General features: G+C 56.1%; 31 protein-coding genes. 12 read left to right on the forward strand and 19 right to left on the reverse strand.

Annotation, left to right across the window (positions count from 1 at the left end):
- Nucleotides 1-20 precede the first annotated feature (20 nt).
- The 3 genes from ilvN to miaA all read right to left on the reverse strand — a co-directional run bounded on the left by ilvN (nucleotide 21) and on the right by miaA (nucleotide 3,376).
- Nucleotides 21-533 carry an acetolactate synthase small subunit gene (gene ilvN, locus J9777_RS04210; protein WP_209347510.1) on the reverse strand — a complete coding sequence of 171 codons (513 nt, stop codon included), beginning with the start codon at nucleotides 531-533 and terminating at the stop codon, nucleotides 21-23.
- A gap of 11 nt (nucleotides 534-544) precedes the next feature.
- A complete protein-coding gene (ilvB, locus tag J9777_RS04215) occupies nucleotides 545-2,296 on the reverse strand; it encodes a biosynthetic-type acetolactate synthase large subunit (protein ID WP_209347511.1) in 1,752 nt (583 codons plus the stop codon).
- Nucleotides 2,297-2,404: 108 nt separating this feature from the next.
- Complete coding sequence (gene miaA, locus J9777_RS04220; protein ID WP_209347512.1) at nucleotides 2,405-3,376, reverse strand: tRNA (adenosine(37)-N6)-dimethylallyltransferase MiaA; 972 nt, start codon at nucleotides 3,374-3,376, stop codon at nucleotides 2,405-2,407.
- Here miaA and serB point away from each other — a divergent pair.
- Nucleotides 3,369-4,256: a phosphoserine phosphatase SerB gene (serB, locus tag J9777_RS04225; protein WP_348631932.1), complete on the forward strand. Its 888-nt coding sequence runs from the start codon at nucleotides 3,369-3,371 to the stop codon at nucleotides 4,254-4,256. The genes miaA and serB overlap by 8 nt on opposite strands.
- Here the strand turns inward: serB and J9777_RS04230 are convergent, their stop codons facing one another.
- Nucleotides 4,257-4,943 (reverse strand): nitroreductase family protein, encoded by a 687-nt coding sequence (locus J9777_RS04230; protein WP_209347514.1) that lies wholly within the window; start codon nucleotides 4,941-4,943, stop codon nucleotides 4,257-4,259.
- 115 nt (nucleotides 4,944-5,058) lie between these two features.
- Here J9777_RS04230 and J9777_RS04235 point away from each other — a divergent pair, with 115 nt between their 5' ends.
- Nucleotides 5,059-5,865: a Coq4 family protein gene (locus tag J9777_RS04235; protein WP_209347515.1), complete on the forward strand. Its 807-nt coding sequence runs from the start codon at nucleotides 5,059-5,061 to the stop codon at nucleotides 5,863-5,865.
- On the opposite strand, the gene J9777_RS04240 is transcribed toward J9777_RS04235, so the two are convergent.
- From J9777_RS04240 to J9777_RS04260, 5 genes are all read right to left on the reverse strand, one after another.
- Nucleotides 5,862-6,395, reverse strand: coding sequence for a hypothetical protein (locus J9777_RS04240; protein ID WP_209347516.1), 534 nt, complete (start codon nucleotides 6,393-6,395; stop codon nucleotides 5,862-5,864). The genes J9777_RS04235 and J9777_RS04240 overlap by 4 nt on opposite strands.
- A gap of 90 nt (nucleotides 6,396-6,485) precedes the next feature.
- Complete coding sequence (locus J9777_RS04245; RefSeq protein WP_209347517.1) at nucleotides 6,486-6,893, reverse strand: DUF3052 family protein; 408 nt, start codon at nucleotides 6,891-6,893, stop codon at nucleotides 6,486-6,488.
- A gap of 3 nt (nucleotides 6,894-6,896) precedes the next feature.
- Complete coding sequence (gene purL / locus J9777_RS04250; RefSeq protein WP_209347518.1) at nucleotides 6,897-9,227, reverse strand: phosphoribosylformylglycinamidine synthase subunit PurL; 2,331 nt, start codon at nucleotides 9,225-9,227, stop codon at nucleotides 6,897-6,899.
- Nucleotides 9,228-9,236: 9 nt separating this feature from the next.
- Nucleotides 9,237-9,887, reverse strand: coding sequence for a hypothetical protein (locus J9777_RS04255; RefSeq protein WP_348631933.1), 651 nt, complete (start codon nucleotides 9,885-9,887; stop codon nucleotides 9,237-9,239).
- Nucleotides 9,888-9,922: 35 nt separating this feature from the next.
- Entirely contained in the window at nucleotides 9,923-10,318 is a 396-nt protein-coding gene (locus J9777_RS04260; protein WP_209347520.1) for a DUF2177 family protein, read from the reverse strand.
- Nucleotides 10,319-10,412: 94 nt separating this feature from the next.
- Here J9777_RS04260 and J9777_RS04265 point away from each other — a divergent pair, with 94 nt between their 5' ends.
- The 8 genes from J9777_RS04265 to tgt all read left to right on the forward strand — a co-directional run bounded on the left by J9777_RS04265 (nucleotide 10,413) and on the right by tgt (nucleotide 16,943).
- Nucleotides 10,413-10,664 carry an exodeoxyribonuclease VII small subunit gene (locus J9777_RS04265; protein ID WP_209347521.1) on the forward strand — a complete coding sequence of 84 codons (252 nt, stop codon included), beginning with the start codon at nucleotides 10,413-10,415 and terminating at the stop codon, nucleotides 10,662-10,664.
- Nucleotide 10,665: 1 nt separating this feature from the next.
- Nucleotides 10,666-11,574 carry a farnesyl diphosphate synthase gene (locus J9777_RS04270; protein ID WP_209347522.1) on the forward strand — a complete coding sequence of 303 codons (909 nt, stop codon included), beginning with the start codon at nucleotides 10,666-10,668 and terminating at the stop codon, nucleotides 11,572-11,574.
- Nucleotides 11,571-12,083 (forward strand): pantetheine-phosphate adenylyltransferase, encoded by a 513-nt coding sequence (coaD, locus tag J9777_RS04275; RefSeq protein WP_209347523.1) that lies wholly within the window; start codon nucleotides 11,571-11,573, stop codon nucleotides 12,081-12,083. Before J9777_RS04270 ends, coaD begins: the two co-directional genes overlap by 4 nt.
- A 97-nt stretch (nucleotides 12,084-12,180) precedes the next feature.
- On the forward strand, nucleotides 12,181-12,909 hold the full coding sequence (locus tag J9777_RS04280; RefSeq protein WP_209347524.1) for a peptidylprolyl isomerase: 729 nt from the start codon (nucleotides 12,181-12,183) through the stop codon (nucleotides 12,907-12,909).
- 51 nt (nucleotides 12,910-12,960) lie between these two features.
- Complete coding sequence (queA, locus tag J9777_RS04285) at nucleotides 12,961-14,031, forward strand: tRNA preQ1(34) S-adenosylmethionine ribosyltransferase-isomerase QueA (protein WP_209347525.1); 1,071 nt, start codon at nucleotides 12,961-12,963, stop codon at nucleotides 14,029-14,031.
- Nucleotides 14,032-14,076: 45 nt separating this feature from the next.
- On the forward strand, nucleotides 14,077-15,021 hold the full coding sequence (locus tag J9777_RS04290; RefSeq protein WP_209347526.1) for an ABC transporter ATP-binding protein: 945 nt from the start codon (nucleotides 14,077-14,079) through the stop codon (nucleotides 15,019-15,021).
- A complete protein-coding gene (locus J9777_RS04295; RefSeq protein WP_209347527.1) occupies nucleotides 15,018-15,788 on the forward strand; it encodes an ABC transporter permease in 771 nt (256 codons plus the stop codon). The genes J9777_RS04290 and J9777_RS04295 overlap by 4 nt, the downstream gene beginning before the upstream one ends.
- Nucleotides 15,789-15,806: 18 nt before the next feature.
- Nucleotides 15,807-16,943 (forward strand): tRNA guanosine(34) transglycosylase Tgt, encoded by a 1,137-nt coding sequence (gene tgt, locus J9777_RS04300; protein ID WP_209347528.1) that lies wholly within the window; start codon nucleotides 15,807-15,809, stop codon nucleotides 16,941-16,943.
- A gap of 11 nt (nucleotides 16,944-16,954) precedes the next feature.
- Here tgt and J9777_RS04305 read toward each other — a convergent pair whose 3' ends face one another.
- Nucleotides 16,955-17,587, reverse strand: coding sequence for an NAD(P)H-dependent oxidoreductase (locus tag J9777_RS04305; RefSeq protein ID WP_209347529.1), 633 nt, complete (start codon nucleotides 17,585-17,587; stop codon nucleotides 16,955-16,957).
- 92 nt (nucleotides 17,588-17,679) lie between these two features.
- The gene (rpsD, locus tag J9777_RS04310) at nucleotides 17,680-18,294 is read right to left on the reverse strand and encodes a 30S ribosomal protein S4 (RefSeq protein ID WP_209347530.1); all 615 of its coding nucleotides are present in this window, start codon (nucleotides 18,292-18,294) and stop codon (nucleotides 17,680-17,682) included.
- Nucleotides 18,295-18,525: 231 nt separating this feature from the next.
- Between rpsD and J9777_RS04315 the strand changes: the two genes are divergently transcribed.
- Nucleotides 18,526-18,837 (forward strand): chorismate mutase, encoded by a 312-nt coding sequence (locus tag J9777_RS04315; RefSeq protein WP_209347531.1) that lies wholly within the window; start codon nucleotides 18,526-18,528, stop codon nucleotides 18,835-18,837.
- A gap of 21 nt (nucleotides 18,838-18,858) precedes the next feature.
- On the opposite strand, the gene J9777_RS04320 is transcribed toward J9777_RS04315, so the two are convergent.
- The 6 genes from J9777_RS04320 to rpiB form a co-directional block, all read right to left on the reverse strand.
- Entirely contained in the window at nucleotides 18,859-19,080 is a 222-nt protein-coding gene (locus tag J9777_RS04320) for a hypothetical protein (RefSeq protein ID WP_245228503.1), read from the reverse strand.
- Between the two features lie 92 nt (nucleotides 19,081-19,172).
- A complete protein-coding gene (locus J9777_RS04325) occupies nucleotides 19,173-19,889 on the reverse strand; it encodes an RNA methyltransferase (protein ID WP_209347532.1) in 717 nt (238 codons plus the stop codon).
- A complete protein-coding gene (gene nrdR / locus J9777_RS04330) occupies nucleotides 19,882-20,373 on the reverse strand; it encodes a transcriptional regulator NrdR (RefSeq protein ID WP_209347533.1) in 492 nt (163 codons plus the stop codon). The genes J9777_RS04325 and nrdR overlap by 8 nt, the downstream gene beginning before the upstream one ends.
- Nucleotides 20,374-20,583, reverse strand: coding sequence for a hypothetical protein (locus J9777_RS04335; protein WP_209347534.1), 210 nt, complete (start codon nucleotides 20,581-20,583; stop codon nucleotides 20,374-20,376).
- Nucleotides 20,584-20,595: 12 nt separating this feature from the next.
- Nucleotides 20,596-21,900 carry a serine hydroxymethyltransferase gene (glyA, locus tag J9777_RS04340; RefSeq protein WP_209347535.1) on the reverse strand — a complete coding sequence of 435 codons (1,305 nt, stop codon included), beginning with the start codon at nucleotides 21,898-21,900 and terminating at the stop codon, nucleotides 20,596-20,598.
- 10 nt (nucleotides 21,901-21,910) lie between these two features.
- The gene (rpiB, locus tag J9777_RS04345; RefSeq protein ID WP_209347536.1) at nucleotides 21,911-22,348 is read right to left on the reverse strand and encodes a ribose 5-phosphate isomerase B; all 438 of its coding nucleotides are present in this window, start codon (nucleotides 22,346-22,348) and stop codon (nucleotides 21,911-21,913) included.
- Nucleotides 22,349-22,514: 166 nt separating this feature from the next.
- On the opposite strand from rpiB, the gene J9777_RS04350 reads away from it, so the two are divergent.
- Entirely contained in the window at nucleotides 22,515-24,191 is a 1,677-nt protein-coding gene (locus J9777_RS04350; protein WP_209347537.1) for a M20/M25/M40 family metallo-hydrolase, read from the forward strand.
- A 1-nt stretch (nucleotide 24,192) separates the two neighbouring features.
- On the opposite strand, the gene J9777_RS04355 is transcribed toward J9777_RS04350, so the two are convergent.
- Both J9777_RS04355 and rpoD read right to left on the reverse strand, forming a co-directional pair.
- Nucleotides 24,193-24,693: a DUF2059 domain-containing protein gene (locus tag J9777_RS04355; protein WP_209347538.1), complete on the reverse strand. Its 501-nt coding sequence runs from the start codon at nucleotides 24,691-24,693 to the stop codon at nucleotides 24,193-24,195.
- A gap of 143 nt (nucleotides 24,694-24,836) precedes the next feature.
- Nucleotides 24,837-26,849, reverse strand: a complete 2,013-nt coding sequence (gene rpoD / locus J9777_RS04360; protein ID WP_209347539.1) for an RNA polymerase sigma factor RpoD — start codon at nucleotides 26,847-26,849, stop codon at nucleotides 24,837-24,839.
- Between the last annotated feature and the right edge of the window lie 6 nt (nucleotides 26,850-26,855).

Raw genomic sequence — 26,855 nt, forward strand, 5'->3', positions numbered from 1 at the left:
GATCACCGGTGAATTGGTTGTTAGGCCTCAGCCCCGCGCATCATGCCCGCGACGCCGGTCCGGCCAACTTCGACCAAGCCAAGCTCGCGCATCAAGGCGATGAAATTGTCGATCTTGTCCGGTGCACCGGTTAGCTCAAAAATGAAGCTGGATGTTGTCACATCGACGACTTGAGCACGGAATACGTCTGCAAGCCGCAGGGCCTCAACGCGGTCATCACCAACACCGGCGACTTTGATCAATGCCAACTCGCGTTCGACATGCGGACCTTCCTCGGTCAGATCGATCACATTGTGAACGGGAACTAGCCGCTCAAGCTGCGCCTGAATCTGGTCGATCACTTCGGGCGGGCCATTGGTCACAATGGTGATCCGGCTCGTAGCGTGATCCTCCGCGATATCGGCCACGGTCAAGCTGTCGATATTGTAACCACGCGCGGTGAACAGACCCGCGATCTTGGCGAGAATACCCGCTTCGTTGTCAACCGTAACCGCGAGGACGTGGCGTTCGGATTTTGCTTCTTTGATATGCATCGCGTGCGCCCTTACACCAAAGCCTTGGCTTCGTCGTCCATCGTGCCTTCGACCTGATCACCATACATCAGCATCTCGGTATGCGCGGCACCGCTAGGGATCATCGGGTAGCAGTTGGCGTCTTTCGAAACCTGACAATCGACTATTACAGGGCCGTCATACGCCATCATTGCTTCGATCCCTGCGTCTAGGCCTGCTTCGTCCTCGATGCGGATGCCTTTCCAGCCATAGGCTTCGGCGAGGGCAACGAAGTCAGGCAGGCTGTCCGAATAAGAGTTTGAATAGCGGCTTTCATAGGTGAGTTCCTGCCATTGGCGGACCATGCCCATATATTCATTGTTCAAGATGAATATTTTGACCGGCAAGCGGTACTGGCTTGCCGTACCAAGTTCCTGAATATTCATCTGGATTGAAGCTTCGCCCGCAATATCGATGACCAGATCATCCGGATTGCCGAGTTGTGCGCCAATGGCCGCAGGCATTCCGTAACCCATTGTGCCAAGGCCGCCGCTGGTCAGCCATTTGTTTGGGTCGGAGAAGTGGAAGTACTGCGCCGCCCACATCTGATGCTGGCCGACTTCGGTCGTGATGATCGGGTTGCGATGTTTGGTTAGCGCATAGAGCCGTTCGATTGCCAATTGCGGCATGATCGAATCTTTCTTGGGTGGATAGGCAAGGCTTTCGCGGGCACGCCAGCCGGTGATGCGGGCTTTCCATTCGCCCAGGTCCTTGGCTTTGCGATCTCCCCAAGCGTCAATCAATTGCTGCAACACGGTGGCGCAATCGCCGACGATGCCGAGATCAACCGGAACTGTCTTGTTGATCGATGCGCGGTCAATATCGATGTGGACTTTCTTGGAATCTGGCGAGAAAGCATCGAGGCGGCCGGTTACCCGGTCATCGAACCGTGCACCGACGCAGATCATCAAGTCGCACTTGTTCATCGCCATATTGGCTTCGAAAGTACCGTGCATGCCCAGCATGCCGAGCCAATCCGGATGATCAGCAGGGAATGCACCTAGACCCATCAGTGTCGAAGTTACCGGCGCTCCGGTAATGTCCTGTAACTGGCGGAGGAGGGCGCTCGCTTCGGGTCCGGAGTTGATAACGCCGCCGCCGGTATAAAAGACTGGAAATTCTGCTTCGGCCATCATGGCTACGGCTTGCGCGATTTTGTCGGTCTTGCCTTCGGTGCGCGGTTGGTAGCGTTCTGATGTGACGAAGCTGCCGGCGTCTGCTTCGCCATTCGATAGCGCGATCTGCACGTCTTTGGGGATGTCGACAACAACAGGGCCAGGGCGACCGGTGGTCGCGATCCGAAATGCTTCTTCGATTGTCGACTTGAGTTCGCTCGGGTCTTTGACGAGGTAATTATGCTTTGTGCAGTGACGCGTGATGCCGATTGTGTCGGCTTCTTGAAATGCGTCAGTACCGATCAGAGCTGTCGGAACCTGTCCGGTAATGACGACCAGCGGGATCGAGTCCAGATAAGCGTCAGCAATGCCGGTTACCGCGTTGGTGGCACCCGGGCCGGATGTGACCAAAACGACGCCCGGCTTGCCGGTCGAGCGCGCATAGCCCTCTGCTGCATGCGCTGCGCCAGCTTCATGCCGCACCAGAATGTGGCGAATGCGTTGATCGTCAAACAGTTCGTCATAAATGGGCAGCACCGCGCCGCCGGGGTAGCCGAAAATGAACTCGACTCCCTGATCAACTAGGCCCTGAACCAAGATGGATGCGCCGCTGCGCTCCTGCTTAGACACTGTTTCCTCCGCCTTTCACCCCTTGAGTTCAAAATTTATGGCCCGGTGCAAGGGTGCACACCGAGCCAATTTCAGGCTGCATAACGCACAAAAATGTTTCGTCAATGGCTATTTACGTAATAATCGTTCAAATATGGTTTCGATATTGGCATTTTCAGGCTCTTGTCGCATCCAACCTTTGGGAGGTTGATTGCGGAACCACGTGAACTGGCGCTTGGCATATTGTCTGGTCGACATCTGTCCAGATTGAATCATTTCATCGCGCGATACTCTGCCTTCTAGCCACGTCGCTATCTCGCGTACGCCGATGGCCCGCATGACCGGCAGTTCAGGATCAAGATCGCGAGCTATCAGAGTCTCAACTTCGGTGATGGCGCCGCGATCAAGCATCCATTCAAAGCGCAAATCGCAGCGTGCATAGAGCCGCTCCCGGTCTGGCACGAGAATGAGCGGGTGGAGATCGACTTGATCGCCGATCCCGCCGACAGGGTTGCCGTGCCAATCGACCATAGGCTTACCAGTCGAGCGTATGACTTCGAGGGCGCGTGCAGTTCTGGTGGTATCGGCGGGGGCTAGGCGTGATGCGGCCTCGGGATCCTCGATCTCTAAAGCGGCGCGTGCATCTACTTGCTCCATCGCCCGGATCTCCGCCCGAATATCCGGATCGATAGGTGGAATGGGAGAAATCCCATCAAGCAATGTCCGCATATAGAGGCCAGTCCCGCCGACCAGAATTGGCACTGCGTCCTGTGCGTGCAAATTCGTGATCACGCGTTTGGCGGCATCGGCCCAATCAGCGGTGGAACACGCAGTCGCGCCGTCCCAATCGCCGAACAGATGATGCGGCACACCCTGCATCTCATCTTCATCGGGACGCGCGCTCAGCACTTGCAAGTCACGATAGACTTGCGCGCTGTCAGTATTGATCACTGCAGCGTCTTTTCCCCGAGCATTCAGCGCCAATGCAAGCTTGACCGCCAAATCGCTCTTGCCGCTGGCGGTTGGCCCTGCAATGAGCGCCAATGGCCTTTTGGGCGGCGGCAATTCACTGCTGGAATTAGGAGAAGTATTCGTGCTCATCACCCGGCTGATAGCAGACCCGGACGGACTTGAAACACGTCTTAAAGACGCTGTGTCTGCATTAAAGGCTGCTGGCATGACCGACATCTCTGGTCTCGGTTCGCGGATCACGGGCAATGGTGACGCGGTCCTGCAGATGATTGTCGGCGACGGCGACAAGCCGAAGCTGCGTCAAATTATTGAAGAGCACTTCTCACCTTCCGCGGCGCTTTTCAGCGATGGCGATATCACCATTCCATCACTGTTTGTATCGGACATGGATTCGACGATGATCGAGCAGGAATGCATCGATGAACTTGCCGATTTTGCGGGTCTGAAGGACAAGGTTTCCGACATCACCGAACGGGCAATGCAGGGCGAACTCGATTTCGAAGATGCGCTCCGAGAACGCGTGGCGTTGCTCAAAGGGCTACCCGAATCCGATATCACCAAATGTCTGAACCTAAAGATCACCGACATGCATGGGGCGCGGACCTTGGTCCAAACTCTGCGGGCTCAGGGCTGTAAAACTGTGCTGGTTACGGGCGGTTTCCACCATTTTGCCGACACCGTGGCGGAGCGGCTTGGCTTTGACCGCGTGGTTGGCAATCGCTTGGGGGTCGCCGGTGGCAAGCTGACGGGTAAGCTTGACGGACCAATCGCCGACAGCGCTACAAAGCTTTCGGTGCTGAACGAAGAGCGCGAGAAAATCGGCAGCGGAGCGGTTTTGGCAACGGGAGATGGCGCCAACGACATCCCGATGATCGAGGCCGCGAGTTATGGTATCGCCTATAAGGCGAAACCTAAAGCCCGCGCCGCGTCCTCGGGGTGGATTGATCGGGGCGACCTGACTGCGATCTTGAGCCTGCTTGGCATCCAGGAATATGATTGGTCTGTTTGATCAGAGCCAGCTGGAGATTTGGCTTAGTGGCTTCTTTTGCAGCGCATGAGTTGGCACGGTAGCGTCCGCCGCAGGCCTACCCACGACGACGATCATCAGCGGCTTCTCTTCTGACGGACGGCCGCAAATATCCCGCAAAAACCCCATGGGTGAGGGTGTGTGGGTTAGCGTAGCACAGCCCGCCTCGTGCAACGTTGTGATCAGCATTCCGCAGGCGATGCCGACGCTTTCATTGACGTAGTAATTTTGCGTTTTGCCGTCTTCCTCGATCCCGCCTTTGCGCTGTGCGAATACGACGATGAGCCATGGAGCTGTTTCCAGGAACGGTTTATCCTGATCAGTGCCGAGCGGTGCCAGAGCCTCTAACCATTGGTCGCTGGCCTTTGCATCACCTTCCTCGGCTCCGTAAAAATCAGCTTCTTCCTGCTCAGCCGCTTCGCGGATCGCTTTTTTCTTATCGGGCGATGCGACAACAGCGAAATGCCAAGGCTGATGGTTCGCACCGTTGGGGGCGCTACCCGCGGCGGTGATGGCGGCCTCTATCACCTCGCGCGGTACTGGCTCCTCTGTGAAGTACCGGCAGGTGCGGCGCTGGATGATGCTGTCCCTGAAAGCGGTCGCCCGCTTGATGCTTTCTGCATCGGTGACTTCTGGGAGCGAGTACGGAACGGAATCATGTGGTTTCATATGAGACTATATTGGCGAGTTTCGTCGCTTTGGAAAGCCTAGAAATGTCCGCATTATTGACATCAGTGTAGGTAAGTTGCATATCCGAACTGAACTTGATGAGAAAGGCAGCCTGATGGCCCCGATCGAACGCCCGTTGCAGCATCCCGACCGTAAGCATGTCGGCTTTCAACCAATCAAGGCAATCCGCCATTTCCGCAAACTCATCGCCGACAAGGAGGACACCGAGCAGGTCTTCCACATTATCGAAGCGCTGAAGGGCAAGAAAACCGCTAAACAAGCCGCAGAATTCGTTCACTCAACCGAAGGTCAGGCGATGTTGCGTGATGACCGTGAACTGGCGCCGATGCTTGATGAGCATTCGAACTGGGCTGAATGTGCTGAGGATAGCGTAGCGCAGAACTATATCCGCTTTATGAAGCGTGAAGGGCTAACGGCTGCGGGGCTAGTGGCGGAATCGCATAGTTGGCAGCCGAAAGATCAGCGGCCGGAAGACCTCTACGAATGGTATTATGACCGTCTGCGCGACACGCATGATCTGTTTCACATCCTGACCGGCTATGGCCGCGATGGGTTGGGGGAGCTTAGCCTGCTCGGCTTCAGCTACGCACAGAATCATAACACCGGCGTGTTGTTTATCGCCTATGCGGGTGCGCGGCAGATGAAGAAGGCCTCAGGCAGTTCGGCCCCGATTTTTGCTGCGGTTCGTGAAGGCCAACGCCTTGGCCGCGAAGCCGCTAAGCTCGCGCATGAAGATGTTGAGAAGTTGATGCACGAGCCGCTCGAAGCCGCGCGCGAGCGGCTCGGGATCGGTAAACCGGAAATATATCGCGAATGCCTGCGGATATTCGAGACCGAGGGTCTGTCGATCCAAGATCCTGGAAATCTACCCTCGCAAGATGACGGATGTTGCGCGGCTTAATTTCCCGCTGCGGAATCAGGCTCTTCTAGGCCACCGGTGTCGTCTGCGGCCTTGGTCATCACTTCATTCGTTGCCGACGCCTCGTTTTGAAACGCAGTCGATGCGGCTTCTAGCGTGGTCTTATACAAATCGATGGCTTCGCTTTTCTCAAGCTCATAATTGCGGCTGAATTCGCACGCGCGGAAGAATATGTCGCGGGAGAACAGCACCGCAGGCGACCGTCCGCCGAGCCCCGTCTCACGGCTTTCCTCGCCTTCGCCGACCCCGCCGGAATCATTGCCGCCGCTAAGTGCGACCAATCCTGAGACTGATGCCTGCGAGCCTTGATTGAATGAAGCGTCGGGGGCTGGGGCGGTGCAGGTCACAAACCGGGTTTTCTTGTCGAGGACCAGCGTGTTGGCGACCGATGATGTGGTTGAAATGATCTGCTCATCACTGATATTGGTCATGACTGGCACAGGCTCATCAGCCATTGTCGCACAGCCGCCCAAAAGGACAGCGCATATAAGCGTTGGTTGACCAAGTTTCATGTTCACCCCCTGCGATCAGGGTGTTTGATTAGCGCGAGCTTGTGCAGAAAAGATTGTATGTCCGCGACATTGGATATGCCCGACGGTAGCTTATCGCAGTTCCTTGCGGATCACGAATTTGAGGCCAGACCACGTCTCGTCCACCGCACATTTCTTGGTATCTACAAAGCCGATAGCAAAGCCTGCCTCTTGAACATCGGCCTGCGCAATGTCGGTTGGTACTTTGGATGCCTTCTTGGGCCAGCTGACCCATACTTGCCCGTCGGGCTCTATCTGGGCACGCAAAGCGCCAAGCTTTGCGGATAATTCACTGGCTGTTGTGACAAAGATATGCGCTGCGTTCAGAGGCGCGTCGCTTGGAGCACATTCGATCAGTTTGAGGCCGTACTCGTCGATTTCGGTACGGATGCTATCAGGCATCGCGTCAAACCACACGCGGAACCCGTCTTTCAAAGTCAGCTTCTTGGCGAGCGGGGTTCCAGAATATCCCGCTGCCATTGATCAGTCTTCCATCCAGTTTTTGAAGAAGCTCTCATTGGCCTCACGAAGCTGCTCGACCGGAATGTCGAACAGGATTGCATCTTCGTCATCTTTCCATGAGAAATTCGTTCCACCGGTAAATCCGACCCAATCGGCGCTCACGCCCGCTTCGCCGCATTCGGCCTCGAATACCTCCCATTCTTCCCGCTCTGTAATCGGCAGGCAGACGATATAACGGGCTTGGTCTTCGCCAAACATGTCCAGCAGGCTGTCGCCCAGCGTGTGTACGGTCGCGCCGATGCCGCTTGCCATCGCCATTTCGGCAATCGCCACCGCTGCGCCGCCATCGGAGATGTCATGCACCGTGTTGCAGCGGTAATTGCCAACAAGCTCGCGGACGAACTCACCGACACGGCGTTCCATTTCCAGATCAACTGACGGTGTTGCGCCATCTTCTTTGCCGCGCACTTCACGCAACCATGTCGATTGGCCGAGATGTGATCCGATAGAACCGATTGCGCCATCCGCGCGCATTGCGGCCAGATCGGGCTCGCCCGATTTTGCGTTCCACAGGACATCGCCATTGTCGGTGAAGCCGCCCAGCACGATAATCGCTTGGCCTTCGTCTTTGAAAGCGATGGTGGCCATTACATCGTGATCGTCCATCAAGCCTACGCCGCCGATAGCCGGTGTCGGCAGAATGGCGCTGCCGCCGCCCGTCGCTTTACTCTCATTATAGAGCGAGACGTTGCCGCTTACGATCGGGAAGTCGAGTTGGCGGCAGGCTTCGCCCATACCCTCAACGCAGCCGACAAATTGCGCCATGATTTCGGGCCGCTGAGGATTGCCGAAGTTCAGGCAGTTTGTGACTGAAAGCGGCGTCGCGCCGACTGCGCAGAGGTTGCGATAGGATTCCGCGACTGCGTGCTTCCCGCCTTCAAACGGATCGGCATAGCAAAAACGCGGGTTGCAGTCGGTGCTGATCGCAAGTGCTTTGTCGGTCCCATGGACGCGCACGACCGAGGCATCACCGCCCGATTTCTGAAGCGTGTCCGCGCCAACTTGGCTGTCATATTGCTCCCAAATCCACCGGCGCGAGGCGAGGGCAGGAGTGCCAAGCAAATGGAGCAATTCCGCGCCGTGATCCTCGCTAGCTTCAATCTTGTCGAGCGGCGCGATACCGGCCCATGCTTTGTATTCATCGCGTGAGATGTAGGGACGCTCATATTCGGGCGCATCGGACGCCAACGGGCCAAGCGGAATGTCACAGACAGTCTCACCATTGAAATCGAGAACCATGTGGCGTGTATCGGTCACTTCGCCGATTACTGCGAAATCCAGTTCCCACTTCTCGAAGATCGCGGCAGCCATCTCCTCTTTGCCGGGCTTAAGCACCATGAGCATCCGCTCCTGGCTCTCGCTCAGCATCATTTCGTACGGCGTCATCGCCTCCTCGCGGCATGGCACCTTGTTCATGTCGAGGCGAATGCCTGTCTTGCCGTTCGTCGCCATTTCGACGCTGGAGGATGTCAGGCCCGCCGCGCCCATATCCTGAATCGCCACAATCGCATCGGTCGCCATCAGTTCGAGGCATGCTTCGATTAGCAGTTTCTCAACGAAGGGATCACCAACCTGCACGGTCGGTCGCTTTTCCTCGATATCGTCACCGAAATCAGCGCTGGCCATTGTTGCGCCATGGATACCGTCGCGGCCGGTTTTGGAGCCGACATAGACGATAGGGTTACCAACGCCCGTCGCCGCACTGTAGAAAATCTTGTCGGTGTCAGCGACGCCAACGGTCATCGCATTGACGAGGATATTGCCATCATAGGCAGGGTGAAAATTGGTTTCACCGCCAACGGTGGGGACACCAACGCAATTGCCGTATCCACCGATGCCCGCAACCACGCCTTTGACGAGATGCTTCATCTTTGGATGATCGGGTGAGCCGAACCGCAGCGCATTCATGTTCGCAACCGGGCGCGCGCCCATTGTGAACACGTCACGCAAAATACCGCCAACACCTGTTGCTGCACCCTGATAAGGCTCGATGTATGACGGGTGGTTATGGCTCTCCATCTTGAAGATCGCCGCCTGATCATCGCCAATATCGATCACGCCAGCATTCTCACCAGGTCCGCAGATCACCCATGGGGCTTCGGTTGGCAATTTCTTCAGGTGGAAACGCGATGATTTATACGAGCAATGCTCTGACCACATCACCGAGAATATGCCGAGCTCGACCATATTCGGCTTGCGGCCCAAGCTCTTGAGCACTTGCTCATATTCTTCAGGGGAGAAGCCGTGTTGCTCGACGACTTCAGGAGTGATCACATCGGATGCGTTAGCCATGCGGCGCGTTTAGCGCCGAGGACCGCCTCCCGCTAGCCCCCGATCATCCATATGTCGACGAGTTGTCCCCACCCAAGATGCAATCCACGCTGCCAGACCGAAACTAAGCAGCGCCATGCCATACAGCATGAAGTTGGCTTCGGTCGGCTGCGGACCAAACCAGTTGATCGATTGAAGCATCAGCAGGAAGGCGAGGAGTATCCACGGCGGCATGATCGGGCCTTTGGTCCTCGCGATGTACCAGAGGAATGCGGCGAGAGTCATGCCCAGTTCGAGAGCGATCGCAGCAGCGGGATTGTTCCACAGGCCAAAGCCGTACCGCGCCTCACCGCCAGCAATGGTCAGATCAGGGCGATGCACTAGCAAGTCGATAAGCCAATGCGACGCCACAACCAGTGCGGCGATTCCGGCAGTCACAAATTGCCGCTTCAGCAGCAGGAGCAAAATCATGAAAGCGAATGCCCATGCCAGCGTGCCCACCAGACTGTGGGTAAAGGGCATGTGATACAAATCGAGCGGGTTCATGGCTGTGATGCCCGGCTCAATCCGCATTTTTTCCACGCCGACGATGGCAAAGAGGAAGAATCCCCAATCGACCAGCTGAGCGGCGATGAATAGTGTGCCCAGCTTGGGTGCATTTTTGGTTGCTGCGGCAGCCACGAAGGCTGGTGCCCAATGTCCGATAAACATCTGTCTTAACCCAGTTTCTGTACCAAGAATGTCGCTGCGGTTGCGGCGACGGAAGTGGCGAATGCGCCCCATGCAATAACTGTGACGGTAATGTAAGTCGGCCAGACTTTTAACGTTGTCTGGTTAGTCAAATCATAGGTGGCATAGCAAACCGCACCAAGCAGCGCGCCGTTGATTGCGGCCTGGCTTAATCCGCCCGACAAGCCGGGTCTTACTGCAAACCATACCATTCCAACCGCATAGATAAGGAAGAACGCAATCGCCGGGGCGCCGCGGGCATTGTCCGCCATCAATTCACCCAGCGCAGGGCGATACAGGTTCGGTCCTGCCCACCGGATCCACAGCACTTCCAAAGCGCCGAACGACACCAAAGCGCCTGCATAAGCAGCAATCCATTTCATCGAATGCGATCCCCCATCGGCCCGCAATCCCCTTCGAGCCATTATGTGGTTCGCAACTTGACCAAGCCTGTGCCTGCGGTCAATGCTTGATCCCATGAATGAGGCAACTTCTGATATCAGTAAAATGACCTTCGAGGACGCGCTACGCGCGCTTGAAGATGTGGTGAAACGGCTTGAGAGCGGGGAAGTCCCGCTCGACGAATCGATCAGTCTATACGAGCAGGGCGAGAAGCTGCGGCAGCATTGCCAGGCAAGGCTCGATTCGGCGCAGGCGCGGATCGAAAAGATTGTCGCCGGTCCAGACGGCAAAGCTACCGGCACCGCACCGTTCGATTCGGACGCCTGAGATGGCTCTGAGCGTCGTTCCCGACAATCTGCTATCTGAAGGTCTCAAGGACATCCAACGCGACGTCGATGCGACGTTTGATATGACGTTACCTGTGCCCGATGATACAAGGGCACGGCTTGTCGAAGCCATGCGTTATGCAGCGATTGGTGGCGGCAAACGCGTGCGCCCGCTACTGCTAACCGCGACGGCCGCAATGTTCGGTGTAGACCGTGATGCGGCTGTCCGCACCGGCTGCGCGGTTGAGGCGATTCACGTCTATTCGCTAATCCATGACGATCTTCCGTGCATGGACGATGATGATTTGCGCCATGGTAAAGCAACTTTGCACAAGCAGTTTGACGAAGCGACCGCAGTTCTGGCGGGTGATTCGCTGCATGATCTGGCTTTCGAAATTCTGTCTGATACAGCCACCAGCGGTGATCCATTCACCCGCGCTGAACTGATTACTACACTTGCTCGTGCCAGCGGTATGAACGGTATGGCTGGCGGCCAAATGATGGATATGGCTGCTGAGGACTCAGATTATGATCTGCAGGCCATCACGCGACTGCAACAGCTAAAGACCGGAGCTTTGCTAGCTGCATCGGTCGAAATGGGTGCAATCCTTGGGAAAGTAGCTCCAGAGGGTAGGGCACCGCTGCGCGCCTATGCTCGCGATATTGGCTTGGCATTCCAGATTGCCGATGACTTGCTCGATGTGACGGGTGATCAGCAGAAAGCCGGCAAGGCCCTCCGCAAGGATGACGAGCAGGGCAAACAGACTTTCGTGACTCTTATGGGCGTAGACGGCGCAAAAGATCAGGCACGGGCGCTGGTGGATCAGGCCGTCGGCCACTTGTCTGGCTATGGTGATGAGGCTGAACTGCTAAGGGCCTTGGCGCGCTATATTGTGGAGAGAGACCGGTGAGCGAACGCGTAGGAATTTATCCCGGAACCTTCGATCCGATTACGCTGGGTCACGCGGACATTATCCGGCGCGGGGCGAAGCTGGTCGACCGGTTGATCATCGGCGTCACTACCAATCCTTCAAAGAATCCGATGTTCTCGACGGAAGAGCGACTGGCAATGGTCGAGCGCGAAGTTGCGAATCTCAAGCTCGACAATGTCGAAGTGATCGGTTTCAATGCGTTGCTGGTGAAATTCGCCGAAAAGACCGGAGCGAATGTGATTGTCCGCGGTCTGCGTGCGGTCGCCGATTTTGAATATGAGTATCAAATGGCGGGTATGAACCAGCAACTCGACGACGATGTGGAGACGGTTTTTCTGATGGCAGATGTCTCGCTACAACCCATTGCTTCGAAGCTGGTGAAGGAAATCGCTCTGTTCGGCGGGGATATTGCTCCATTTGTCAGCGACGCCGTCCGCGAAGATGTAACCGCGCGCGTGGAAAAGATTGGTCGCTTGGGCGATTACTGAATCACCCGATCGCACTCTCTCCGATCATTCATTGAAGTGACAGCCACACGCGGCTAGACGGTCCGCAATACGATTTACCGATATTATTGGGAAACACATGATCAAGACTTTGATGGCTGCCGCAGTAACTGGCGGTGCGTTTGCGACGCTGGCGCTGACTCCGGTCACTGCTTTGGCGCAGGATGAAACCGAAAGCGCAGAAGAGCTTATGGAGGTCGAGGACGAACCTCTCGCCCCGCCTAAGCGCTATGACCCGATCAATTACGATATGCAGGAAGATCGCGAGAATATTCTCGTGCTTGACCTGTCAAACGGCAAGCGAGTCCATCTTCGCTTGATGGAGCAATGGGCTCCGAGCCATATCGAACGTATCAAAACGCTGACCCGCCAAGGGTTCTATGACGGCATCATCTTTCACCGCGTGATTGATGGCTTTATGGCGCAATCGGGTGACCCGACCGGCACTGGCCAAGGTGGTTCTTCGCTCCCTGATCTCAAAGCCGAATTCAATCCGATGCCGCATATTCGCGGTACTTTGGCGATGGCGCGGGCACAGTCGGAGGACAGCGCAAACAGCCAGTTCTTCATCGTGTTTTACCCGCGTTTCTCGCTTGACAAGCGGTACACTAATCTCGGCCGAGTAATCAGCGGAATGGATGGTGTAGATGCTATCGAGCGCGGCGAGCCGCCTGCGAATCCAACGCGAATTCTGCAAGCTTCGATAGCTGCTGATAACAAGCCGGTTCCAGCTCCAGCACCAGAACCAGCCGCAACCGCGATTGAAGACATCACTGCCGATATGTTGAGTGCGCCGATCGAGCAGTAAACGCTGCTTATTGGTCTTCACATCGCAAGCTACGAAGCCTAGCTGGGCGCAATGCGTGTTGATGCATTCGATTTTGAGCTTCCACCAGAGCTGATCGCGCTGCGCCCTGTGTCGCCGCGCCACTCCGCGCGCATGCTATTGGTTGAGGCCGATAAACCTCTTGCTGATCGCACCGTCATTGATCTGCCGGAGATATTGCAACCGGGAGATGTGCTGGTTTTCAACGACACACGGGTCATTCCGGCCCAATTGGAAGGCAGGCGCGGAGGCTCGGGGACCGAGGCCAAGATTGGGGCCAAGATTGGCGCTACACTGCATAAACGGATCGATTTGCGCCGTTGGCAGGCGTTCATCCGTAACGCCAAACGGTTGAAAGAAGGCGACACAGTCGAATTTTCCTCCGGCGTCAGCGCAATTGCTGAGGAGCGACACAAAGATGGCAATTTCACTCTGAACTTTCAGGGCGACGAACCGGTTGAAGTGCTGTTGGAACGGGCCGGGAGGATGCCATTGCCTCCCTATATAGCTGGTAAGCGTCCGACTGATGAGCGCGATAAATCGGACTATCAGACAATCTTCGCGAAAGAGGATGGAGCGGTCGCTGCGCCCACCGCCGCGCTGCACTTCACGCCGGAACTGCTTGATGCACTCGATGCGCGCGGGATTGTTCGCGAGACTTTGACGCTGCATGTCGGGGCGGGGACGTTCCTGCCGGTCAAAGCCGAAGATACCGACGACCACCAGATGCATGCCGAATGGGGCCGGATCGATGGCGTAACGGCTGATCGACTGAATGCAGCCCGGGCAAACGGTAATCGCGTGATCGCCGTGGGCACCACTAGCCTGCGCCTGCTCGAAAGTGCAGCTACGGACGACAATGATATCCAGCCATTTGATGGCGACACATCTATTTTCATTACGCCCGGCTACCGTTTCCGCGCAGTCGATGGGCTGATGACCAACTTTCACTTGCCGAAATCGACGTTGATGATGCTCGTCAGCGCGCTGATGGGGCAAGAGCGCATGATGGCTGTTTACGACCACGCGATTGCGCAAGGATACCGGTTTTACAGCTACGGAGATTCTTCGCTGCTGTTGCCGAGTGCTGGGGCCAGTGCATAAGTAAGGCTTGGCAATTTCGCACGGCTCGGCGATATCGGTCGTCCTATGCAACCGATCTTAGAAGTTCGCGACCTGACCAAGGTCTATCAAGGGGGCCTGAAAGCCCTCGACTCAGTCGATCTGGCAATCAATCGGGGCGAAATTTTCGCGCTGCTTGGCCCCAATGGTGCGGGCAAAACCACACTGATTGCCGCGATCTGCGGACTGGTCCGGCCAACAGGCGGGACGATCAGCGCGTTCGGCGAAGATCTGTCGAAGAACTGGCGTTCGGCACGTTCACGGATTGGGTTGGTACCGCAGGAACTCGCAACCGACATGTTCGAGAAGGTTCAGTACGCGGTGTCATACTCGCGCGGACTGTTTGGCTTGGCTCCCAACCCGGCGCGGATTGAAGAAATCCTCAAATCACTGAGTCTGTGGGACAAGCGTGACGAACAGATACGTGCTCTGTCCGGCGGTATGAAGCGCCGAGTGCTGATTGCCAAGGCGCTTGCGCACGATCCTGATCTTCTGTTCCTGGATGAGCCCACAGCCGGCGTCGATGTCGAATTGCGCCGCGATATGTGGAAGCTGATTGGGGAGATGCGTGAGCGCGGCGTCACGATCATTTTGACCACGCATTACATCGAGGAAGCCGAGGAGATGGCTGACCGAGTCGGGATTATCCGCAAAGGACAGATTCTGATGGTCGACGATAAAGAGGCGATGATGAGTCGTCTTGGCCGGACTGAGGCGATTATCACGTTGCCCTCTGCTGTGGCGGGGCTGCCAGATGATATTGCTACCTATCCCGTTACCTTGTCCGACGATGGCAAAGAGCTTTGCTATCGCGGTGGTGATGGCAGCGGGAAGGGTAAGGAAGAGGTTGCAAACCTGACCAAAGCACTGACCCGCGCGGGCATCGACTATAACGGCATTGATATTCACGAATCCTCGCTGGAAGACATCTTTGTCGATCTGGTTGAAGAGCGCACGGGAGAGAGCAAATGATAGGCTTCAATTTCCGCAGCACGCTGGCGATCTATAACCGTGAATTGATGCGGGCCTTGCGCACGGCGTTTCAATCGATCCTAGCGCCGGTTCTTACTACCTCGCTCTATTTCATCGTGTTCGGCGCAGCTATCGGCAGCCGGATGCCCGATCTTGGCGGCGTGGATTATGGTGCTTTCATCATTCCGGGCTTACTGCTGCTGACTCTGCTGAGCGAAAGCACATCGAACGCTAGCTTCGGTATCTACATGCCGCGATTTACGGGCACGATTTACGAGTTGCTGTCTGCTCCAGTCGGGGTGGCGGAAACATTGGTTGGCTTTGTGGGAGCAGCGGCGACGAAATCGCTGATCCTGGCGGCGATTATCCTCGCCACTGCAACTCTGTTCGTCGATTATTCCATTGCGCATCCAGTGCTGGCGATTGGCTACATCATGCTCGTCGCCGCGAGCTTCTCGCTGTTCGGATTTATCCTTGGCATATGGGCGGATAGTTTTGAGAAGCTTGGGATTATTCCCGCGCTATTCCTGATCCCGCTGACTTTCCTTGGCGGCACATTCTATTCGATTGATATGTTGCCCGATCCGTGGCGGACTATCGCGCTGTTCAACCCAGTTGTATATTTGGTGAATGGACTGCGGTGGACCTTCTATGGCTCTTCAGACATCAATATCTGGGTCTCGCTTGGGCTGACGCTCGGCTTCCTGGCGATCTGCGTGGCAACTATCGCATTCATTTTCAAGACGGGTTGGCGACTGCGCGAGTAGTGCTAAAGGCGCGTGGCAATGACCGAGCCTGCACGACCAAGATTCTCTTTCACGATTGCCGCTACTGACGGGAAAGCGCGCACGGGCGCGATTCAAATGCAACGCGGTGAAATCCGCACGCCTGCCTTTATGCCGGTAGGAACAGCGGCGACGGTGAAGGCGATGAAGACGGGAACAGTGCGCCAGACAGGCGCGGACATCATCCTCGGCAATACCTACCACCTCATGTTGCGGCCGGGCGCAGAGCGGGTTGCCAAGCTGGGCGGCCTCCATAAATTCATGAATTGGGATCGGCCGATTCTGACCGATAGTGGCGGATATCAGGTGATGAGCCTGTCCGATCTGCGCAAGTTGACCGAAAAGGGCGTGGAATTTCGTAGCCACCTCGACGGCTCCAAACATATGCTCACGCCGGAGCGCTCGATGGAAATCCAGCGTCTGCTCGGTTCGGATATCGTCATGGCGTTCGACGAATGCCCGCGTGCCGATCAGCCTCGTGATGTGATTGCCAAGTCGATGGAAATGTCGATGCGCTGGGCACAGCGTAGCCGCGACGGTTTCGACAGTGGTGAGGAGCACGCAGCGCGATCGGCGCTGTTCGGTATCCAGCAAGGTGCACTGGATGAAGAATTGCGCAAACTTAGCGCCGATGCGCTGACAGATATTGGCTTTGATGGATACGCCATTGGTGGTCTCGCCGTGGGCGAGGGACAGGAGGCGATGTTCGCAACGCTAGAGTTTGCGCCGCAGCAGCTACCCGAAAACCGGCCGCGCTATCTGATGGGTGTCGGCAAGCCGGATGATCTGGTCGGCGCGGTTGAGCGCGGGGTTGATATGTTCGACTGCGTCCTCCCAAGCCGGTCAGGCCGCAACGGGCAGGCTTTCACATGGAATGGCCCGATCAATCTGCGCAACGCTCGCTTTGCCGAAGATACCGATCCGATCGATGATCGCTGCGCCTGTGACGCGTGCAGCAACTACAGCCGCGCCTATCTGCATCATCTGGTGAAATCGAAAGAGATCCTCGGCGCGATGTTGATGACCGAGCATAACATCGCGTTCTACCAGCAATTGATGCAGACGATGCGCGATGCGATTAGCGAGGAACGCTTCGCCGCATTTGCAACCGATTTCCGACGCAACTACCAAGCATGATCGAGTGAAAATTAGCCTGCTGGCTTGAGAAATGCCTCAAGCCGCGCAACTTTCTTCGCAGGGTTTGCCTGCGTGATTGACCCTGCAAGAGCACGGATATCGGACTCCCATTTGGCTAGTTTCTTTTCGGTCCCGCCTTTGTTGGTCGGTCCGCATGCAAGAAACCTCACTGGTTTGAAGCCACAAAAGCCCAAAATCTGTTTCCGCCAGCGCTTGATTATTGCGTTCCCGTACATCAAGCGAAGGAAGAACGGCGGCGTATCCATTGTCGCGATCACGTCGGCGGATCGCCCTTCCAACAGCTTGTCCCACCATGGATCGTCATCATGATAGGCAAATGCAAAGCCGGGCAGAAGAACACGGTCGAGCAATCCCTTGAGCTCGGCGGGTTCGCTTCCCCACCACATCGGGAATGCGATCACGACGTGATCACACGCGTCGACAGCTTCGGCGACTTTGGTGATGTCGGGTTCCCATTCAGTGCGTTGTGCATAGCCGTGCCGCAAGATTGGTTCGAAAGTCAGGTCGCGCAACGCGATGTGCGTCACCTGTGCATCGCTTGGTAATGCCCGGCGATAGGTATCGAGCAAATGCGTACCAAGCCGGCCGTTGTCGGGGTGACCGTCAAGCAGAAGGATGTTCATTAAGTTCTCCTTTGCAACCCATCTAGCGTGTTGGCTACAAAAGAAAAGGGCGGCCCTGCAGGACCGCCCTTTGAATTCGGATTTCCGAAAATTTAGCGCGAATAGAATTCGACCACCAGGTTCGGTTCCATCGTTACCGGATAAGGAACTTCGTCCAGCTTCGGTACGCGGTTGTAAGTGACTTTATCGTTGCCGTCTGGGGCAACATAGTCGGGAATTTCACGCTCTGGCAGGCTCTGTGCTTCGATGACCAGCGCCATTTCCTTGGCCTTATCGCCAAGGCTGATGACATCACCGATATCGCAGCGACGGCTTGCAACGTTACACTTCACGCCGTTGACGCGAATGTGACCGTGGGAAACGATTTGACGCGCGGCGAAGATCGTTGGTGCGAATTTCGCACGATACACGATCATGTCGAGACGGCGCTCGAGCAGGCCAATCAGGTTCTGACCGGTATCGCCCTTCATAGCAGCCGCTTCTTTGTAAGTGCGGCGGAATTGCTTCTCGGTCACGTCGCCGTAATAGCCCTTAAGCTTCTGCTTGGCACGCAGCTGCAGACCAAAGTCGCTGACTTTGCTCTTACGACGTTGACCATGCTGGCCGGGGCCGTAGGAACGCTTGTTGACTGGGCTGTTAGGACGACCCCAGATGTTTTCGCCCATCCGGCGGTCAAGTTTATGCTTCGAGGCTTTACGCTTCGACATGAGGCTTCTCCAATTTACAATCGCCGCCTCTCCAACTGTTGGAGCGCTGGCGCTTTAACCCGGTATCGCTCCACCAGACCGAACTGTCTGATGCGGTTTCCGCTTCACCGGGGTGCGGAACCAAATTGCGAAGGCGCGCGGATAGCAGAAATATGCCCCTCGTCAAGCTGTGTTGGGCGTCACTCTTTCCGCACTCGACAAATCATGTCTGGCAGGGCAGTGGGCCGTGACATGAGCGAGCCCGTAAAAACTCCCGAAGATTGCACCACAATGGTGGATGTCCGCGCCGGCGTTGACGAGACCGACCGGCAATTGATGAAACTGCTCGAAACGCGCTTCGGTTACATGCGTGCAGCTGCGCGTATCAAACAGGAACGAAGCGCAGTTCGTGATGAGGGGCGCAAGGCTTCTGTTATCAACGCCGTTGAGCAAGCTGCTGAGAAAGCAGGCCTTCCTGCGGATCAAATTGGCAAAATCTGGAATGACCTTGTCGAAACATCGATCGCATATGAATTGGTAGAGTGGGACAGAATACGCGACTAAAGCGTCGCGTCCCCAGCGGCATCAATTGCCGTTGTTGTACTCTTCCCACTGCTCGCGAGTCATGCATACACGCTCTGACCGGCGACTGCCCATCGAAGTGATCCGGCGGCAGATCTTCTTCTCTTTCTTTGCTTCCTCTTTCCTCTCTTCTGCTTGGGGTGCAGCAGGTTGAGGATCGCCGGCGGCGACTGGTGTCGATACAGATACGGCAAGCAAAATAAGGGCGGGAGCGATAAAACGCATGGGAGACCTCGAAATTTTTAGTGTTGGGGGCGTATTATTGTTTCGCAATTGGATAACCACGCAACAGCCGTTTGTCGAGCCTTTGCCGTGAATTAGGCTCTTGGCTTGCGGGCGAAGCTGGACAGAACGCCCCTGAGCGTGCGTATTTCCAGATGGTTCCAGCGCGGTTTTGTCAGTACATTTCTGAGCGTGCGCTTGGTCGCTTCCGCGCGCGAGTCGGGCAGGAAATAGCCTTTCGGCTCAAGTAACTGCTCGAAATGTTCGATCAATCCGTCGAGATCTTGCTGCGGTGCAGGCGGAAGGTTTTCGTCCAGTGTCGGTTGGACCAAGTCCTGCGATTTTGACCATTCATACGCACATAGAATCACTGCCTGAGCGAGATTGAGTGACCCGAATTCAGGATTGATTGGCACGGTCAGGATCGCGCTGGCCATTGCTACATCCTGCGTGTCGAGCCCTGAGGCTTCACGGCCAAACAGAATGGCGCTTCGTCCCGGCCGTGTCTGCATTTCCGATGCGGCTGCTTCTGGAGTGACGACAGGTTTGGCATCCTCCCGCCTGCGAACTGTGGTAGCGTATATGTGGGAGCAATCCGCAACAGCTTCTGCCGTCGTACCGAAAATCTTCGCTTGATCGAGCACGATATCGGCGCCAGCTGCCGATGGTCCCGCGCTGGGGTTAGGCCAGCCATCGCGCGGCGCAACAATCCGCATTTCGGTCAGCCCGAAATTGAGCATAGCCCGCGCGGCTTTACCAATATTTTCGCCTAGCTGGGGTCGGACTAGGACGATGATCGGCTGTTCAGCCATTTCCTACGCCGCTGCTGTCGCTGTCGCCCTCGGCCACTTCCTGTACCGAGCTTGCGAATTCTTCGAAGTCGCGCGCCTCGCTGAAGTCGCGATAGACGCTGGCGAAGCGGATATAAGCGACGCTGTCGAGCTCGCGTAATCCATCCATCACCATTTCACCGAGGCGAGATGAGGCAAACTCGCTTTCACCCGCTGTTTCGACTTGGCGTTGGATACCGGAGACAAGTTGGTCGATCCGTTCCTGTGACACGTCACGTTTGCGGCATGCTAGGGAAACCGATTGCTCCAGTTTCGACCGATCGAAGGCCTCCCTCCTATCTCCCGACTTTACAATCGTCACTTCGCGCAACTGCACGCGCTCAAATGTAGTAAAGCGCGCACCGCAGCTTGAGCATTGCCGCCGCCTGCGGATAGAGGTGTTATCCTCTGTCGGGCGGCTGTCTTTTACCTGGCTGTCATCATGCGCGCAGAAGGGGCATCGCATTTACTTGCGGATCCGGTTGTAAAACATCACGCCCGCGCCGGCGATCGCGCCGATAGCAATGCTGAGGCCGGGCAGGACAAAACCCGCCGCCGCGCCTACCGCCGCGCCTGTCAAAACCGGCTTGGTCGATGGATGCTGCATGCCTTCCTTGGCCATGCCGGTGAATTCTTCTTTGGCGTCGTCGATCAGGTCGTTGTTCTTTTCAGTCATCTCTAATACCAGTTAGCTTAGGCCGGGGTAAACAGGGAAAGCCGAGCATAGCTGCTCAACGCGGCTGCGAACAGACTCTTCCACTTGTGCGTCACCCTCGGGACCATTTTTCGACAAACCGTCGACGACTTCCGCTATAAGTTTGCCAACTGTGCGGAACTCATCCGGACCAAAGCCGCGCGTCGTGCCCGCCGGCGTACCCAGACGCACACCGCTGGTTACAAACGGGCTGCGCGTATCGAACGGAATGCCATTCTTGTTGCAAGTGAGCCAAGCGCGATCGAGACCTTTCTCGGCTGATTTTCCGGTCACGTCCTTTGCTGTCAGATCGACCAGCATCGAGTGATTGTCGGTTCCGCCTGATACTATCCGAAGACCGTTCTCTTCGAGGCTGGCCGCAAGCGCGCGAGCATTCTCGACGACACGGGCGGCATAGGATTTGAAGTCGGGCCGCAATGCCTCGCGGAACGCAACCGCCTTTGCAGCAACAATGTGCATCAAGGGGCCGCCTTGGAGACCGGGGAATACAGCCATATTGAATGGCTTGGTATATTTCTCGTCATTCCACAGGATCACGCCCGAACGCGGCCCGCGAAGGCTTTTGTGCGTAGTCGTGGTTACAACATCAGCATCCGGGAAAGGTGAAGGGTGCGCATCGCCAGCCACGAGGCCGGAAATGTGGCTCATATCGACCATCAGATAGGCGCCGACTTCATCCGCTACTTTACGGAACGCCGCCCAATCCCAGACGCGTGAATAGGCCGTGCCGCCTGCGATGATCAGCTTCGGCTTGTGTTCTTTTGCCGTGGCCATAACCTCGTCCATATCGATCAATTCGTCTTCCTGACGAACGCCGTATGCGACGGGGTTGAACCATTTTCCGCTCATATTGACCGGCGAGCCATGCGTCAGGTGACCGCCCGAGTTGAGGTCGAGGCCCATGAAGGTGTCGCCGGGTTCTAGTAAAGCTAGGAACACGGCTTGGTTCATTTGCGACCCCGAATTGGGTTGAACATTGGCAAATTCGCAGCCGAACAGTTCTTTTGCGCGGTCAATCGCCAGCGTCTCGACCACGTCGGCATATTCGCAGCCGCCATAATAGCGCTTGCCCGGATATCCCTCTGCATATTTGTTGGTGAAGACTGAACCGGCGGCTTCGAGCACTGCCTTGCTTGCGATGTTTTCGCTTGCGATCAGCTCGATCTTGTCGCGTTGGCGGCCAAGCTCGCTGTCGATTGCTGCGGCGATATCGGGATCGGCTTCAGCCAAGCTGTCTTGCCAGAAACGGTTCATGTCTGGTGCGGATGGTGTGCTCATCAATTGGGTCTCAGCAGCTGGGAGTGGAGAGTTTGTCGGCGCGGCGTTGGTGACGCCCGCCTGCGAATTCGGTATTTAGGAATGCGGTAAGGCAAGCCTTGGCCATTTCGATGCCAGTCAGACGCGCGCCCATGGCGATGCAGTTCGCATTATTGTGTTCGCGAGAAAGTGCGGCCGAGAGCGGCTCCGACACAAGTGCACATCGGACCGCCGGGTTGCGATTGACCGCCATCGAGATGCCAATACCTGATCCACATAGCGCAATGCCGCGCTCGGCAGTGCCGTCGGCGACAACTGCCGCCAATTTGTAACCATAGTCGGGGTAATCGACGCTTTCGCCCGGTTCAGGACCGAGGTCGGCAACCTCGTGGCCTTCCTCTATCAGCCAGTCGCGCAGCTCGGCTTTGAGGTCGGTTGCGGCGTGGTCAGAAGCGATGGCAAGGCGCATGGGATATCCTTCGGTGTCGAGGAATCGATACAAACCAGCCGTATATGCATTTCCCCACCGGCTGACCACCATAAAGAGGCCACTTTCCACGGTGCTGGCGCCGATAAACTTGACCCCAATATCGGTCAGCGTCACCATTCAGAAAAATCGTGAAAAGGACAGCTGTGTGGCGAAATATTCGAACCTGATCTTTGCGTTGTTGATCGCCATTGCGTTGGCGATTTTCGCGACTACTCCGCCTGAGGCGGTAAGTGCTGATGCGCCCGCAGAAGAGTTCTCAGCGGCGCGCGCAATGGAAGATATTCGTGTGATCGCTGCCGAGCCGCATCCGACGGGTAGCGCAGCCAATGCGAAGGTTCGCGAGTATTTGGTCGACCGGCTGCAATCGATGGGGTTGGAAGTCACAACCACGAATGGCCCGATAAACGAGCGTTCTGCAAACCGTCTTTCCAGCTGGTTGCAAGGCGATACTGCTGATGTTCAATTGACCAATGTGATTGGCGTTCTGCCAGGCGCGGATCGCAATGCGAAATCAGTGCTGCTGATGGCGCATTATGACAGTGTTGGCGGATCGCCCGGCGCGCCCGATGATGCATCGGGCGTTGGTTCCATTCTTGAAGTCGTGCGGGCTATCCAAGCGCGCGGCCAACCTAAGCGCGATATCGTCATGTTCTTCACCGATGCCGAGGAAATCGGCTTGGTTGGCGCGCGGCAGTTCTTTGCGTCAAATCCAATGGCGGACAATGTCGGCGCTGTGATCAATCTGGAGGCACGCGGAGGCGGTGGGCGCACCACTTTGTTCCAGACATCCTCCGAGAATGGCGGTGCGGCTAAGCTCTATGCAGATGCCGTCTCGCGGCCAGCGGGCTCATCGCTCTCCACATTCGTCTATGAAGCTTTGCCAAATGATACCGATCTGACGCCAGCACTGGAACGCGAATATATAGCCTACAATTTCGGGTTCATTGGCCGACCTGGTCTATACCATTCACCTGAAGCAACGCCGGAACGGCTCGATCAGGGATCAGTACAGGATATGGGCGCGCAGACGCTGGATCTGACCGCCGCTCTGGCCAATGCCGACGCGCTGCCCGAGAAATCCGAGAACCGGACCTTTTTCGACGTGTTTGGGTTGTTCGTGGTCTCTTACGGCACGGCCATTGGATGGGCTTTGCTGGCGATAGCCGCGATCCTTCAGATACTCTGCTTACGATATAACAGCGGAGAAAATGGGTGGCTAAAGAGCCTTGGCGCTTCCGCGACGGTAATATTCGGAGGTGGAGCATTACTGTTTGGATTGAATTTGCTGTCCGGCGCAGGCCCCGGTGAGCTGGTTTATTATGACAGGCTTGCGGCCATCCCGATGCTGGAAATCCAAGCGCTGTTGATCTGTATCGCTATGTTTGCAGCGTCTGCGCCATTATGGGCTGGAAGGACGGGCAGTATCGTTGGAGTACTGGCGGCGCTCGCTCTGCAGATCTACGCGCCTGTCACGGCTTTTGTGGTGGTCTGGCCTTTGCTGCTCAGCGGTGTGGCCGGTGTGTTATCGCACCGACTTGGCGGTGCTTGGTCATCGACAGCCAAAATCGGACTTGGTGCGGTCGTGTTGGGCTTCCTGCTGCAATACGGTCATCAGCTGATGCAAGGCGTTGGTCCCGATGCGCCCTATGTTGTGGCGTTCTTGGCTGCCTTGATGCTACCGGCGTTGGGAATGCTGGTTCCGTCAGTCAAGCATAGGGTAGTTTTCCCGGTTGCAGGTGTGTCGCTGGTGCTCGCAGCGGTTATTGCGCTGTGGGTCAGACTTGATCCGATTGCCGATACAGTAGCGGTTTACGCGCAATAATTCAGGCGTCGGGAAGGGGCGCTTCAGCCTCTTCGGTCGCCGGTTCACGGTCTACAGACTCACTGCCAACGGGTTCATCTTCTGTCCGATTTTTGAGTGCCCTGACTTCTGTCAAAAACCAATCAAGCTCGCTGCGCTGCAGTTCGCCGATTTCGACGAAATAGGCTTGCATCGGTTCGGTGTAGTAAGGGCTTTTCAGTACATCCACGCTTAGCTGGAAGAACTTTTGACCAGTTTCTGTTTTTACGAAGGCAAGCAGCTCATTCAGCTCTTCCGTAGTGAACATATCCGCATACGCATTTGCCCAGCCTTCCATCAGCGTGGGAATATGACGATCCATAATCGGTTTCGATTTATCAAGAATCCGTCGTCCAAATGCATCAAGGGCTGCTTGCACTTCCGGATTGTCAGGCAGCAAAGACATCGAGTCTTTGACCTGCTCAAACATCGTCTCGCTAATGCTGTTGAACATCGCGCTGCGTGTTTCCACCGGATACGCCAACAGCAATATCTCATTAGCGATTGCAACCGATTCCGGATTAAGTGCAGGCAGCGTGTCAGCCTGTTCCTCCTCCGCTTCCTGCGCGGAGGCAGAAATGACTGGACTCGCCAGCAACGCCGCCGCGACAAGAGAACGGAATAGGATCACTGGTCGAGGAACGAACGCATCTTCCGCGACCGGCTAGGGTGCTTCAGTTTGCGCAGAGCTTTCGCTTCAATCTGCCGAATACGTTCGCGGGTAACCGAGAATTGCTGGCCTACTTCTTCGAGCGTGTGGTCAGTGTTCATACCGATGCCGAAACGCATTCGAAGAACGCGCTCTTCGCGCGGGGTGAGGGAAGCGAGAACGCGGGTCACGGTTTCCTTCAGGTTCGCTTGAATTGCGGCGTCCACCGGAATGATCGCGTTCTTGTCCTCAATGAAGTCGCCGAGGTGCGAATCTTCCTCGTCACCAATTGGCGTCTCAAGGCTAATCGGCTCCTTAGCGATTTTCATCACCTTGCGGACCTTCTCAAGCGGCATGGAAAGACGCTCGGCCATTTCCTCTGGTGTAGGCTCACGGCCTTGCTCGTGCAGGAATTGACGGCTCGTGCGGACAAGCTTGTTGATCGTCTCGATCATGTGGACCGGAATACGGATTGTCCGTGCTTGGTCAGCAATTGAACGGGTAATTGCCTGACGGATCCACCACGTCGCATAGGTGCTGAATTTATAGCCGCGGCGATATTCGAACTTATCAACGGCCTTCATCAAGCCGATGTTACCTTCTTGAATAAGATCAAGGAATTGCAGGCCGCGGTTAGTATATTTTTTGGCGATGGAAATCACCAGGCGAAGATTCGCCTCGACCATTTCCTTCTTTGCTATCCGTGCCTCGCGCTCGCCCTTTTGCACCATGTTCACGATGCGGCGGAATTCGGGCAGGCTCATGCCGGTCTGGCTGGCGATATCGGCGATTTCAGCGCGGATACGGTCAACCGCGTCGGCTTCCTTCTCAGCGAACGCAGCCCATTTCTTATCCTTCTTGACCCGGTCGGCCATCCAATTGTCGTCTAGCTCGTTACCGATATAGGCATCGAGGAAGTCGATCCGCTTGACCTTGTGGCGCTCGGCAAGGCGCAGCATCTGGCCGCCAAGCGCGGTCAGACGGCGGTTGAAGGCGTAGAGATTGTCGACCAAAAATTCGATCTTGGTCGCATGGAATTGCACGCTTTCAACCTGAGCTGTCAGGTCTTCGCGCATTTTCTCGTATTTCTTCTCTTTAGCCGCCGGGAATTCCTGTCCGTTACCGAGCGTTTCCACGCGGTCAGCCTGCATCTTTTCAAACTTCTTGAACATCGATGTGATGCGCGCGAAAGTTTCAATCGCGTCCGGCTTCAGCGTTGCTTCCATCTGCGCGAGTGAAAGAGTGTTATCTTCCTCTTCCTCGTCATCCTTCTTGGAAGAACCCTCTTCGTCGTCATCTTCGGCGTCGATGTCTTTTTCATCATCGCTGCTGTCGTCATCGTCGCGAATGTCTACGCCGGCGGTTTCTTCCGAAATCTCGCCGTCATCATCCTCGTTTTCCTCTTCCATCTTATCGACGGGAGGTTCCTTCGACAGCATAGCGTCGAGATCGAGGATTTCACGAAGCTGCATCTCTTCATTGTTCAGCGCTTCGGACCAGTGAATGATCGCGTGGAAAGTAATCGGGCTTTCGCACAGACCGATGATCATCGTGTCACGGCCAGCTTCAATACGCTTGGCAATCGCGATCTCGCCTTCACGGCTGAGCAGCTCAACGGCGCCCATTTCGCGCAGATACATACGCACCGGATCGTCAGTACGATCGCCAGTGGCGGTTTTCTTCGCCGGAGCAGCAGGTTTTTTGGCTTCTTTGCCATCCTTGCCCACGCTGATTTCTTCAACTTCAGCAGCTTCGGCTTTTTCAGCCTCTGCCTCTTCGTCATTCTCGACGATGTTGACGCCCATTTCCGACAATGCAGTTTGCACGTCTTCGATCTGGTCTGACGTCATGTCACCGGGCAGGGCGGCGTTCATCTCGTCATACGTGACGTAGCCCTTCTTTTTCGCTTTGGTGATGAGCTTCTTCACGGATGACTCTTTGAGGTCGATCAGTGGCGCGTCGTCTTTGTCAGCTTTAGCTTTAGAGGCCATAAAACT

It is taken from the genome of Pontixanthobacter sp. CEM42, assembly GCF_017812015.1.
Classification (GTDB): domain Bacteria; phylum Pseudomonadota; class Alphaproteobacteria; order Sphingomonadales; family Sphingomonadaceae; genus Pontixanthobacter.